General features: G+C 42.8%; 9 protein-coding genes. 6 read left to right on the top strand and 3 right to left on the bottom strand.

Annotated elements, in window-relative coordinates; genetic code table 11:
- The first annotated feature begins 268 nt into the window (after window positions 1-268).
- The 6 genes from IPJ09_11410 (at window position 269) to IPJ09_11385 (ending at window position 11,148) form a co-directional block, all read left to right on the top strand.
- Window positions 269-2,803, top strand: coding sequence for a DNA translocase FtsK (locus tag IPJ09_11410; protein MBK7372028.1), 2,535 nt, complete (start codon window positions 269-271; stop codon window positions 2,801-2,803).
- Between the two features lie 181 nt (window positions 2,804-2,984).
- Window positions 2,985-5,042 (top strand): PQQ-dependent dehydrogenase, methanol/ethanol family, encoded by a 2,058-nt coding sequence (locus IPJ09_11405; GenBank protein ID MBK7372027.1) that lies wholly within the window; start codon window positions 2,985-2,987, stop codon window positions 5,040-5,042.
- A 201-nt stretch (window positions 5,043-5,243) separates the two neighbouring features.
- A complete protein-coding gene (locus IPJ09_11400; GenBank protein MBK7372026.1) occupies window positions 5,244-6,626 on the top strand; it encodes an arylsulfatase in 1,383 nt (460 codons plus the stop codon).
- A gap of 485 nt (window positions 6,627-7,111) precedes the next feature.
- Complete coding sequence (locus IPJ09_11395; protein MBK7372025.1) at window positions 7,112-7,768, top strand: ATP-binding cassette domain-containing protein; 657 nt, start codon at window positions 7,112-7,114, stop codon at window positions 7,766-7,768.
- A 105-nt stretch (window positions 7,769-7,873) separates the two neighbouring features.
- Window positions 7,874-10,441, top strand: a complete 2,568-nt coding sequence (locus IPJ09_11390; GenBank protein ID MBK7372024.1) for a hypothetical protein — start codon at window positions 7,874-7,876, stop codon at window positions 10,439-10,441.
- Between the two features lie 116 nt (window positions 10,442-10,557).
- Entirely contained in the window at window positions 10,558-11,148 is a 591-nt protein-coding gene (locus IPJ09_11385) for a calcium-binding EGF-like domain-containing protein (protein ID MBK7372023.1), read from the top strand.
- Between the two features lie 63 nt (window positions 11,149-11,211).
- Here the strand turns inward: IPJ09_11385 and IPJ09_11380 are convergent, their stop codons facing one another.
- From IPJ09_11380 to moaA, 3 genes are all read right to left on the bottom strand, one after another.
- Window positions 11,212-11,823, bottom strand: coding sequence for a GyrI-like domain-containing protein (locus IPJ09_11380; protein ID MBK7372022.1), 612 nt, complete (start codon window positions 11,821-11,823; stop codon window positions 11,212-11,214).
- 119 nt (window positions 11,824-11,942) lie between these two features.
- Window positions 11,943-13,022 (bottom strand): alpha-L-fucosidase, encoded by a 1,080-nt coding sequence (locus IPJ09_11375; GenBank protein ID MBK7372021.1) that lies wholly within the window; start codon window positions 13,020-13,022, stop codon window positions 11,943-11,945.
- 205 nt (window positions 13,023-13,227) lie between these two features.
- On the bottom strand, window positions 13,228-14,208 hold the full coding sequence (moaA, locus tag IPJ09_11370; GenBank protein MBK7372020.1) for a GTP 3',8-cyclase MoaA: 981 nt from the start codon (window positions 14,206-14,208) through the stop codon (window positions 13,228-13,230).
- Between the last annotated feature and the right edge of the window lie 39 nt (window positions 14,209-14,247).

Here is a 14,247-nt window from a genome sequence, read left to right as displayed (position 1 = left end):
ATTGAACCATTATCATTTCTAGTCATCGTACAAATCAACAAAACTAAAAACTCCCCGGACCGAAATCTGGATTCTTTAGGAAATTAACCATTTCTCTAAGTAGCATTTTTTTTCATTATGTTTTCTTTTGATTTTCAATAATTTACAAATTTGTTATTCAAAATGCTTAAAATCAATATAATATAAATAGCATTTTATTTTAATATTTAAAATTCCTGGTTATATTTACGGTCTGAATCACTTTATACGACTATTATAACCGGACAGTATGGGCAAGAAGAAAAACAGTAAACCTTTTTGGAAAAGGCTAAATTTTAAGGACGAGCGATGGACAAAAGTATTGGGGCTTTTCACCTTATTTTTTTCAATTTTACTTTTGATCAGTATGATCTCCTACCTTTTTACCTGGAGATTTGATCAGGACAAAGTGCTTAATTTTTCATGGCATATATTTTTTCAAAAGGACCTGGAAGTAGCCAATACTTTCGGTCGATTGGGGGCTTTTCTTTCACATCAGGTGATGTACTGGAGTTTTGGTCTTCCGGCTTTCATCCTCGTATATATCAGTCTCATGTATACCTGGAAGTGGGTGCGCAATGCAAAATATTCACTGGCCATGAAAACCTTGTCAGCTTTATGGATCATGGTATACTCCTCTGTTTTATTAGAGAGTCTGCTCGGTAGATTTGCCTTCCCGTTTGGTGGTGCCATTGGTGAATGGATCGCTTTTTATTTACGTAATATGCTGGGCATGGTGGGCTTGATTGGATTATTATTATTGATAGTCGCAGTGATATTCATTTGGAATTTTAACCCCGACTTTTCAGGTCTGCGGATGCCGTCTTACCAATTGTCCGGTGGCGAATCACCTTCTATCAATATGGGCTCCTTTTTAAGTTTTTTCAAAAAGAATCAGTCAGATCAACCTTCAGGCACTGTATCTGATGAGACTAATGGATCTAATAAAAAACCCATTGACATGGACTTCACAGATGAAGTGCCGGACCTCCGGGACGATCGTGAGCCCATCACACTTGATCAAGATCACTATAAACCACAATATGCCGATCTGAAAGACCTTCGGAAAAATGAACCGGTACTGGAATTTGAAGAAATAAATATAAATACGCCCGGGACCAGGACCGATGCAGAAGCTTTATTAGACTTAGAGATCCATCATCTATCAGAAGGTCCGGAGATGTCTTTGGATCCGCTTTCTCCCAATATTGAAGACCTTACCCTGACTGAAGATCACTACGCCAATCTGCAACCGTATGATCCCGATGCTGAACTTTCTAAGTTTCAGCTGCCATCCGTAGAGTTATTGCATGATTATACTGATCAAAACTTTGAAGTAGATCGCGCTGAACTCGAAGCCAACAAAGATCAGATCATAGAGACTCTGATGCACTACAAAATCGAGATCACTAAAATCAGAGCGACCGTAGGCCCGACTGTAACCCTTTATGAAATCATCCCTGCACCTGGAGTAAGAATTTCGAAAATCAAAAACCTTGAAGATGATATCGCCCTCAATCTTTCTGCCCTCGGTATAAGGATCATTGCACCTATCCCAGGTAAGGGCACCATCGGTATTGAAGTACCTAATAAGAAAAAACAAATCGTCAGCCTCAAAGAGGTATTGATGTCTGATAAATTTCAGCAGTCCAAAATGGATCTTCCGATCGCACTTGGTCGCACTATTTCGAATGAAGTCTTTGTAGCAGATCTTGCTAAAATGCCGCACTTGCTGATAGCCGGTGCTACAGGTCAGGGCAAGTCAGTGGGTATCAATACCATCCTGATGTCCCTACTGTACAAAAAACATCCGGCCCAGGTCAAACTGGTTTTGATTGATCCCAAAAAAGTGGAACTCTTCCCTTACTCTAAATTGGAAAACCATTTTCTGGCTTATCTACCGGACCAGGACGAACCCATCGTGACGGAAACCAATAAAGTCATTTTTACCCTCAATTCACTTTGCATTGAGATGGATAACCGGTACGACTTATTGAAAAAAGCAGAGTCCCGTAATATCAAAGAATACAATAAAAAGTTTACTGCCCGACAGCTTAATCCTGAAAAAGGCCATAAATTCCTCCCCTTCATCATCCTCGTGATCGATGAGTTTGCAGATATGATCATGACTGCCGGTAAAGAGGTCGAGCTGCCCATAGGTCGATTGGCTCAGCTGGCCAGAGCGGTAGGCATCCACTTGATCATTGCTACGCAAAGACCTTCGGTCAATATCATTACAGGGGTGATCAAGGCAAATTTTCCGGCACGCCTGGCCTTCAAAGTTTCATCTAAGGTTGATTCCAGGACCATCCTGGACACCGGAGGTGCAGACCAGCTCATCGGAAGTGGAGATATGTTGTTGAGCGTTGGAGGAGACATGATTCGATTGCAGTGTGCATTTGTAGACACTCCTGAAGTAGAAAATGTGCTGAAATTTATCCATGATCAGCGCGGATTTTCTACTCCCTACTTCCTCCCCGAATACACCGGTGAAGAAGGAGCCTCCGGTGCCGAAAAAGCGGTCCTGGAAGATCTGGATGACATGCTCGACGAAGCAGGTCGTTTGGTGGTGCAAAATCAGCATGGCAGCACCTCCATGATTCAACGAAGACTTAAGTTGGGTTACAACCGTGCAGGACGCATCATGGATCAGCTTGAGTTGCTCGGGATAGTTGGTGCCGGCGAAGGATCTAAACCGCGCGAAGTACTGGTGTCCACAGAGGCTGAACTTGGCAGGATCTTGGATAGAATCAGAGGAGGCAAAGAAAAAGATACTTTGTTTTAGAATAGATTACCGAGTCGGAGTTCAACTCCTCCTAAACCTCTCCCGTCCGATTCGAAGCAGTTATACTGCGACCATTCCATCACCCTCGTTGGTAAACAGTGACATTTTTAAACTTCCACTATTATTGATTTAGTACCGTCGCGAGTTTTTAATTAATTTCAAACGAGTAAATCAATATAAAATGAAGATCGATTTGAAGAATAGTCTATTTATCTATAGTCTTTATTTAATTGGCTACTTGCTCCTGGGTGGATGCAACTCAAACAATCCTGACAAGCAACTGGCTGACGAAACACAAACCACAGATTGGCCAGCCTATGGCCGTACGCACAATGAACGACGGTTTAGCCCATTGACAGCAGTAGATACCAATACAGTAAGTGCGCTCAAGGTAGATTGGTACATCGACTTGCCCAATGACAAGGCCCTGGTCTCAACACCCCTGGTGATAGACGGCATCATGTATTTTACAGGTACTGCCAATATCGTTCGCGCGGTGGACGCTACTTCCGGCCGGCTGATCTGGCAATATGATCCTGAAAATGCAAAACACATCGGTCAACATCGTCGTGCAGGTTGGTCGCACAGCAGAGGCATCTCCTATTACGAGGGCAAAATATTTGATGCTACCTGGGATGGTAGGTTGATTGCAATAGATAGCAAGACTGGCCAAGAGATCTGGAGTGTACAGACGACAGATCCATCAAAAGCATTTACTATCACCGGAGCTCCAAAAGCATTTAAGCACAAAGTCCTGATCGGCAATGGCGGCTCAGAAGCGGGTCCAACCAGAGGGTATGTCACAGCCTATGACACTGAGACAGGGGCACAAGCCTGGCGATTTTATATTGTGCCTGGTGATCCTGCCAAAGGATTTGAAAATGAGGCCATGAAGATGGCTGCGGAGACCTGGACCGGCGAGTGGTGGAAATACGGTGGCGGTGGCCATGCCTGGCATGGATTTACCTATGATCCGGACCTCGATGTACTATATATCGGCACGGGGAATGGTGGACCCTGGAATAGAAATATCAGGAGCCCGCAGGGAGGTGATAATCTTTTCTTGTGCTCTATCGTCGCGCTGGATCCGGATGATGGTCATTACCTATGGCACTACCAGACCACACCGGGTGAGAGCTGGGATTATAACTCTAATATGGATATCGTCCTGGCAGATCTGATGATCGAAGGTAAACCTATAAAAGCCATCTTACACGCTCCTAAAAATGGTTTTTTTTACGTGATCAATCGGGAAACCGGCAAGTTGGTATCTGCCGAGCCCTTTGTGGAAACCTCCTGGGCATCTCGCATCGATCTGAAAACCGGCCGACCGGTAGAAGCACCTGGGGCACGATATAAAAATGATACTTTTCAGTTAACTCCTGGCCCTCATGGTGCTCATAGTTGGCATGCGATGTCTTATAATCCAATGACAGGATTGGCTTATATCCCTACCATACATGATGCGCTCGCGTACACAGATGTAGGGGTTGATACCAATTTTGTCTCCATAGATTTTAAAGGCGGTATAGGCGCCAGGTTATTTCCTCCTAAAAAACAACCAAGGCCTTATCCCGGCTCTTTGCAAGCCTGGGATCCTGTCAAACAAAAAATGATCTGGCAGGTACCCCAGGATGAATTGTGGAATGCGGGTACCCTGACCACTGCCGGTTACCTGGTTTTCCAGGGCAGAGCAGAAGGAAAACTATTGGCCTATCATGCAGCTACAGGTAAGGTACTTTGGACTTTTGACACAGGATTAGGCATCTCTGCTCCTCCAATTACTTACAGCATTAAAGGCAGGCAGTATATCTCGTTATTGGTGGGCTGGGGTGGTGCCTTTGCCGGAGTAGGTGACAAAGTCCTTGGCTGGGATTATGGCCGTCATATGCGTCGGCTAATCACTTTTTCTCTGGAAGGTAAAGTGGGTCTACCTCCCTTGCCGCCACCTTATTTTCCTACTCCAATCATTGATAAAGCATTTAAAGTAGACGCTGGACTGGTCGCACTGGGAGAAAAAGAATACGGCCCTTGCCGCGGCTGCCATGGGGGTAATGTAGTGTCAATGGGTATGGCTCCTGATCTGAGAGCTTCTGCTGTGCCGCTCAATTTGGATTTATTCAGACAGGTAGTCAAAAAAGGATCAAGTCTAAAGATGGGTATGCCTATTTATGCAGATATGACCGATACGCAGCTGCTTGGGCTGATGCATTATATAAGAGATAGGGCTCAGCAATGAATAGGATTTCTCTCCATTAAAAAATTTTCTTTGGTTACTTCGAGATCAATATAAGAGTTGTCAGATTTGTTTGCATCGTTTATAATTTTTTAAGAGGAACCTGGAAAAAATCAATCGCTTTAATTATCTCACGTTACCCAAAATGGAGTTTGTGTTTTCAACTTATCTGTTCAGTAATCCTTAGATTATTTAATTTCGAGAATGAAATTAAAACAAGCATTGTTCCTGATCATTCACCTTTGCGGATTCACTTTTGGAATCACACAATCCAATTCAAAACCAAATATTATCATTGTCCTGGCCGATGACTTGGGTTATGGTGATTTAGGTTGTTATGGTCAAAAGATAATTCCTACGCCTAACCTTGATCGAATGGCTGCAGATGGCTGCCGGTTTACCAATTTTTATTCAGGCAGTACAGTATGTGCCCCTTCCCGTTTTGCCCTGATGACAGGTATGGATATGGGACATGCATATATACGGGGCAATAAAGAGACTCCTTTGCGTGAATCCACGCTGACCTTACCACGAATGGCCAAACAACTAGGTTATGTGACAGGCATGTTTGGCAAATGGGGCTTAGGACATGAAAATAATTCAGGCTCTCCTGAAAAACAAGGCTGGGATGAGTTTATTGGGTACTTAACCCACAAAAGTGCCCATAATTATTATGTTAAAAGTCTTTGGGAGACTAAGGATGGTGTGACCAGGACCCATCCAATGGACTCAACCCAAAATACAGCACCTTATATTTTTAAAGCAGCATTGGATTTTATCAAGGCTAATTCGCAAGCTCCTTTTTTATTGTACTTGCCGATGACTTTACCGCATGCTGAAATGACGATACCCACCGAAGAGTCCATTAAGCCCTTTTTAAAGGCCAATGGTAAAAGTGTATTTGTAGAGACCCCTTTTGTCCAGGGAACCGGTATGAGTCCGACTTATAGTTCACAATCTATGCCCAATGCGGCTACGGCAGCCATGATCAGACAAGTAGATATGGACATGGGTAAGTTAATGACTTTGCTTAAAGAGCTTGGCTTGGATAAAAATACGTTCGTGCTTTTTACTTCGGACAATGGAGCTCACCAGGAAGGGGGCAGAAACATCAAAGAATTTGAGAGTACCGGTGGATTGCGGGGTTATAAGAGAGACTTGTACGAAGGTGGTATCCGGGTGCCGACCATCGCCTGGGGAATGGGCATGAGTAAAAAACTCATCCATGAGCCCCTGGCCAATTGGGATATCCTCCCAACTATTGCGGAGCTCCTCCATGCCGAAAAGCCAAATAATATCAATGGACTATCTTTTTTGAATGTATTATCCAAATCCCAATCTAAACCGATCCATCCTTATTTGTATTGGGAATTTCATGAGCGAGGGTTTGATCAGGCCATCCGGAAGGGTAAATGGAAAGCCATCAAGCGAAGCATCAACGGGTCAGCCTGTGAACTGTATGATCTTAATAGTGATCCGTCCGAAAACAAAAACCTTGCATCCCTATATCCCATAATCGTAAAAGAGATGGAAAAATTATTTTTAATATCCAGGGTTGATGAGGCAAATTACCCCATCAATAAATAGAGCTGAATGGTAGATTTTATTCCTGGTATAATAAATCCTACCGACATTGAGACTGAATCTCATCCTTTTGAGTTTTGTGGTCATTATTGAATTATATTTTGACATACCTGATATCTTGTTTTACGGTACATTTGATCAGATGAACTTTGCACTTTTGAATTGCAATATCCATTTTCACTAATGATGGAACTTCTTAAATCGTTGAGGCTTATTTGGGCTTTTTACCGGGGTTTTAGCCTGGTTACATGGGTGATTACTTTGGGATGTATCAGTATTTTTTGGAGTCATGGGCTGCGAACTTTTAGTTTGCTTTTTTGGTTCAAAATAATTTCTTTGGGGTTGGTATATTATGTTATATCGGACTACAAATCAAAAGAATTTTTTTATTACCAAAACCTGGGGGTTTCAAAATGTTTTTTGGACGTTACTCTCTCGTTTGACTTCTTTCTCTTCATTTTTGCCATCATCATCAGTTATAAACTAAAATGACCCACCTCTTTGAAGCTGATGGAATTATGCTGGAATTTGGCGATAGACGAATTCTGTCTGATATTTACTTTAAGTGTGAAACCGGCAAAATCACCGGCATATTAGGTAGAAATGGGCAAGGAAAAACCTGCCTAATAAATATCATCTACGGGAGCCTGCCAGCTATGAGCAAATCTATTCGATTTGATAGCGTTTCCGTGCCAAAGGCATTTAAACGGCCTGACCTGATAACCTACTTGCCACAATTTAATTTTATACCTTCCATGCTTTCAGTCCAACGGATCTTCTCAAACTTTGAGTTGAATTATACCGATTTTGAAGATTTGTTCCCTGAGTGTGGACCTATTGGAAACGTTTCCATCAAGAACCTATCTGGAGGACAAAGGCGACTGATAGAAGTATATGTCATCATAAAATCTAAATCCCTTTTTTCTATGCTGGACGAACCTTTTTCTCATGTAATGCCTTTGCATATAGAAAAAATTAAAGAACTTTTGCATCAGGCAAAACTCATAAAGGGTTTTCTTATAACGGATCATATGTATCGGCATGTCATCGATCTATGCGATTATTTGTATGTCCTGTCAGAAGGTAAGGCTCATCTCACCAAAGACCACAGAGATATCGAGAGACTGGGTTACGCACGGCTTTAACGATTATGCCATAAGTATTTGAATAAGCTCCAAGAAAGCATTTTCATGTATGTCAGACTCACAATTCTTTGCGAACTTTATGCAGCTGCTTAACAAGCTAATTCAATGAATATCAAGAACCTGATTTTATGGATAGGATTGATTTTGATTCCGGTGAATGGAAGGAGTCAGAATTTTCCAGTCCTCAAACACTACGACCAAAATCATTTGTATAGGATAGCCCTACCGATTGGGGGTATCGGAACTGGAACCGTTTCTTTAAGTGGCAAAGGCGAATTGAGGGACTGGGAGATTATGAATCGGCCTGCTAAAAATTTTAGCGGAGGTCAGATGGGCAATGGAGTGCCTTTTTTTTCCATTTATGTGCAGGAAAAGAATGGCAAAAAATATATCAAGGGACTCATGGGGCCGTTGGATGCTATAGACTACCAGGATAAAGAAGGCCGTCCTGTTGACAATCATGGCATCCCTCGGTTTAGCCACGCTAGTTTTGATGCTACCTATCCATTTGGTCAAGTCAATCTCTCGGATGATCAAATGCCGGTGGATGTTACCCTGAAGGCTTATAATCCGCTCATTCCGACAGACGCATCCTCCAGCGGAATACCCATAGCTATCTTAAAGTATGAAGTCAGGAATAAAACTGATCAGCCGATTGAAGCATCAGTTTGTGGACTGATGAGAAATTTTATAGGAAATGATGGATCCAAGACCAGGATGGATTGGAAAGGTGACCAGGTGCCGATTGGGGCCAATCACAATCAAAATATTTTCAGAAAATCCGCGGGTGTCCAGGGAATCTTCATGTATTCGGATAGCGTCCCCCATACTTCAGAAGCTTGGGGGACTATGGCACTTACTACCAATAGTGATCAGCAAGTGAGCTATCGCAGATCGTCCCGATCCAATGATTGGGAAAATGCCCTCCTTGATTTTTGGGACGATTTTAGCGCTGACGGCATCCTTACAGACAAAGATCAATTGACAGACCATGATCCGCAAGCTTCCTTGGCAGTAAAACTTTCGATCCCAGCACATAAATCTCGGGAGATTACTTTTTATATCACCTGGCATTTCCCTAATCGATTTGCCTGGTCAAATGAAGTGGTTGGCAATTATTACACTTCTCAATACAAGGATGCCTGGGATGTATTGGATAAAACCGTAGATAAACTACCAGCCCTGGAAAACAAAACACTCGAATTTGTAACTGCATTTGTGGAAAGTGATCTTCCGACCGTGGTCAAAGAAGCTGCCCTGTTCAATCTAAGCACCCTTCGATCACAGACTGTATTTAGGATAAAAGACGGAACCATGATGGGATGGGAAGGCTGTATGGACAATTATGGCTCCTGCCAGGGATCTTGTACTCATGTATGGAATTATGAGCAAGCTACCGGATTTCTATTTGGTGATCTCGCACAAACGATGCGAAGGACTGAGTTTGGCCCGGCTACGGACCCAACAGGGTTTATGAGTTTCAGGGTAGGCTTGCCACTGGAGACCAAAGCACAATCCATCAAGGCAGCTGCTGCAGATGGACAGATGGGCACCATCATGCGCATGTATCGCGATTGGCAATTGTCGGGCAATCAAGATTTGTTAAAAGAACTTTATCCTTCGATCAAGCGTACGATGCAGTTTGCCTGGCTGCCTGGAGGATGGGATGGCAATAAAGATGGCGTCATGGAAGGGTGTCAGCACAATACCATGGATGTAGAATATTATGGGCCTAATCCACAGATGCAGATCTGGTACCTTGGTGCTTTGCGTGCTATGGAAGAGATGGCCAAAGCGATGAAGGAAAATGCTGTTGCTTCAGATTGTCATCGTTTGTATGAGCAGGGCAGAAAATTTACTGACGAAAAATTATTTAATGGAGAATACTATGAGCAGATTGTGCAAACAGCATTTAGTGAAGACCAGGTATTAAAAGCTACCGTGGCCAGTGGCAAGGTCTATACGAGTGATCCTCCATATCAATTGGGCAAAGGTTGCCTGGTAGATCAGCTTATAGGTCAGTATATGGCACATGTGTATGGATTAGGTTACCTGGTTGATCGTGATCATGTCCAAACTGCGCTGCAAAGTATCATGAAGTACAATCTCCGCTCCTCTATGCTCGATCATTTTAATAATATGCGGTCCTATGCACTGGGAGATGAAGCGGCCTTACTCATGGCCAGTTATCCAAGGGGAGGAAGACCCAAAATACCTTTCCCCTATTTTTCAGAAGTCATGACCGGCTTTGAATATACAGCCGCCATCGGGATGTTGTATGAAGGGCAGATAGATCAGGGACTCACTTGTATCAGCAACATCAGGGACCGCTATGACGGCCTCAAAAGAAGCCCATTTGACGAAGCGGAGTGTGGACACCATTATGCGCGCGCGATGACCAGTTGGGGAGCTACACTTGCGCTGACCGGATTTCATTATTCTGCCATTGCAAAATCCATGGAGTTCAAAGCGCAGGAGGGCCAATTTTTCTGGTCCAATGGATACGCCTACGGTCAGGTGAAGATGAAAAAATCTGGTTCCGGCTGGGTAGCAGAGCTAAAGGTTTTGAAGGGAGATTTACAGCTGGAATCATTTAGATTGGATCAGGCAGTCAAATTATTTCCAGCTGGCAAAGAGATCAAAGAACATCAGTCTTTGACCATTGAGATTTGAAGATAGCACTATTAATAATGATCAAACACAGGTTAATACACTGAAACCACCCCTGAGGGTAGGATGATTGACGAATCCTATTTTTAAACTTGCAGGAACAAATAATAAGTTACATTATGAAAAAATTCCTGTTTATTTTATCGATCGCTTTCGCTCTGTCTGTAGTCGTGACTTCTTGTTCCAAAAAAGATCCATGTGAAGACATTATTTGTCAAAACGGCGGCACTTGTGAAAACGGAGATTGTAAATGCCCCGTGGGATATGAAGGTAATTTATGCCAGACAGAGTCGTTGCCTAAAGCAGTGAATGTCACTGCTATCAAAATACTCAAAATACCTGCTACTCAAAAGGACGGCAAACCCTGGGATTCCGATGGCACACAACCAGATATATATCCTTCTCTATTTACGCTAAAAGCTGATAATTCTACCGATGTAAGACTATGGTCCAGCCAGTTGACTAAGATTAATGCAGATGTGTCCAAACAACACGATTTTAATATTATTCTTCCAGCGCTCAGCCTCACCGATATGAACCAGACTTATGGCATGTTTTTACACGATTCAGATGATGGCAATGTCTATACCAGTATGGGTGGGATCGCATTTGTATTGAAAAATTTTGTTCAGGGCCGACCATCCACGATTAAATTGGATTGTTCTACTTGCACCATAGCTTTTGAGTTGACGGTCAATTATGAGTTTTGAAAGTCTTTTCAAGAATTAAATTGATTTATTGGTTCAAAGGGTACAAAAAAACCTCGGTGTGATCTATTTTGTAACCGATTGCCGAATGATGGTTTTTAATTTTTCCGGAGCGGTGCGCCGCATATCATTGAGATAGATCTCCCGGTGCTTTCCCTTTAATTTATACCCTTGCGATGCAATATACTCATGAAGTTTTATGATCGTCGGTGGCTCCTGATTATATGGACCGATATAAAGAACCTGTGCACATAACCCTTCTTGCATAGATGCTAATCTGAGGGATGGAAGTACGGGAAAGTTTTTCTTTTTGGCAACTGCGAGCCTGGCTTCCTCCACCAATGAAGGAGTGATAAAGTCTGGTTGCAGGATCATGATCGTCCATTTCCAGGCAGCTTTATTAGCCATCGAAAAATCGTTCATATCATCTGTCCACCAAAGACCCTCCAGGGGCATCACACCATAATCGATTTGTTGGGCTCCTTTTTTGATCATAAACTTTAAAGTATAAGACATACTGTACAGGGCTTCTATCGCCTCCTGAAAAGATTTTGCCGAATTGGGATCTCCCTGGCCATCGACCATTAGATATTGAAGTTTAGGGACAGTGATTAAAGCAGGCGTGTTGGAGGCCTTATAAAGCTGGAGATGTTCTTTTTTTAAATCAATTTTTTTCATCGGGCATTTCAATTTAGATTCTAAAGTGGCATTTTCAAGGATTCAAGTTATTGAACCTTGTCATTTACCTGGATGACCTGCATCAGTTTTGGAAAGTCAATTTGCCTAATGGCCAAAAATTATTTTTTATTCAGATTTGAAAGCGTATACACATCTTCGGGATGCACCGAGCCATCTCCCAGGGGTCCAATGTTAAGCAATAAGTTATAGTGCTTTTCATAAGATTCATTCAGAAGTGCGCGGACTTCCAGCACCTTTAGATGATGGCCATCCAATCCTTTATTATAGCCCCAATTTTCTCCTTGTATGTTTTTTACATGTTTTTGCATGGTATTGCATACTTCTTTTAGTTTGTCCTGATTTAATACATACACTTGTTGCGCCAGGGGATTGTCTACTGAGACTCTCGTATTGCCACCTCTTTCGGGGGCCATAAAATCTTCTTCCCCATTAGCTCCTTGCTTGAAAGATATGAGTGCATGTGGGGATAATTGGCGGATGAGTTTGTAGGTATCCTCTATGGGGAATAGTTCTGGTCGATTGTATACTCCTTTGATGGGATCAAACCAAATGCCCGCTATAGTTGGATATTGGGTCAATAATTCTCTGAGTTGAGCATGTACATAAGTAATATAATGACGAAAGTCTTCCCGTTTCTCATACTGGTATTCCGGTTGCTTTTCCAGGTAAAAAGGGCGGGAAAATCCATTTAGCTCTGCAGCATAGAAATAGGGATGGTGCCAATCGGCCGCATAAGAATAATATAAAAACAGGCCGAGACCGGCTTTTTCACATGCTATGGCCAACTCTCCGATCAGGTCACGTTTTGCAGGTGAATTGACACTATTATAATCAGTTTCTTTAGTGTCAAACAAACAAAATCCTTCGTGGTGCTTGCTGGTGATCGTTATGTATTTCATGCCTGCTCTCCTGGCCAGGGCAACTATACGTTTGGCATTGAATCCTTGAGCTGTGAAGGCATCTTTAAGTTGGGCATATTCATGTACCGGTATAGTATCTCTAAACTGTACCCATTCTCCTTTACCTAATTGACTGTACAGGCCATAATGAATAAACAAACCAAAGTGGGCATCTTCAAACCATTGTTTATTTGCGGCTCTTGGGTCAATCTGGTATAATGACTTGTAGTTAGATAGATATCTGGGGACCTGGGCTATAGATGAGGTCGATCTGAGCAAAACCAGTATTATTAAAATGGTCCCTAACTGTAATCTCATCTTCTTTTTACATGACAAGTTAAAAGAATTTAATCGACCGATCAGTATAAACAAGGGTATGGTATGTAAAATAACTCAAGCCTTACATGGGTATGCAGCTTACCAAATGAATCATACAATTCTCTAACCATGTGAGATCAGGATTGGGGTTTATTTATTTTCTCTTCTATCCCCCTATCGTAATCATACTCCTATTATGAATCTCCTCTGCATGCACTTCTTTCACATCTCCTTCAAACTGGCCACCTAAAGCTTTGGCTTTAGCCTTGATATTTTGATGGATGAGTGGCACTATATCTTCGCCCTTTCTCAAGGCAGTCAACAGGTCAGTCTCCCCTTTGGAGAATAAACAATTTTTAATCTTACCATCCGCCGTAAGCCGTATCCGGTTACATCCTTCACAGAAGGGTGCACTCATAGTACTGATCACCGCGAAGGTCCCTTGGTGGCCGACAGCCCTAAATTTTTTGTCAGTATCATGGAAACCATTGTGCAAAGCTTCTATATCATACCGTGTGTGGATGGTTTCGAGTATTTCAGCGAGGGTCACTACTTTATTGCTGGTCCAGCGATTGCCTTCGAAGGGCATAAACTCTATAAATCGGATATGAATCGGATGGTCTTTGGTCCAGGCTACGAATTCGAGCAGCTCTGCATCGTTGAGGCCTTTCATCACGACGACATTGATCTTGACATGAAAGCCACGGTCTATCAGGAGGTTGATATTGTCTATAGTGCGTTGGAATTGATCGCGGCGGGTCATGAAAATAAACCGATCCTTGTCCAACGTGTCCAGGCTGACATTGAGCGAAGTGAGGTCAGCTTTGGTAAATACATCGATAAAGTCATGAACCCGGGTCGCATTGGTAGTCAAAGTGAGTTTGACCGGTAGTTTGGAGAGTCGCAGGATGATGTCAGCGGCGTCCTTGCGTACCAAGGGCTCTCCTCCGGTAAGGCGGATTTTATTCACCCCAAGATCGACAAAGGTCTTTGCCAAAGATGCTATCTCCTCGGCCTGCATAAGTCGGGAGGCTGGTGTAAAATCATAATCTTCCTCCGGCATACAATAAAAACAACGGAGATTGCAATTATCTGTCAGGGATATACGCAGGTACGTGTGTGTGCGGCCGTGTGTGTCCTGGATCATTTATGTAGAAGAGCTTGCTTTGAAGAAGGCATAATTTAG

This window comes from Saprospiraceae bacterium (assembly GCA_016709995.1).
Classification (GTDB): domain Bacteria; phylum Bacteroidota; class Bacteroidia; order Chitinophagales; family Saprospiraceae; genus JADJLQ01.
The sequence above is the reverse complement of the archived record's forward strand: the minus strand, read 5'-3'. Positions and strand labels throughout refer to the sequence as shown.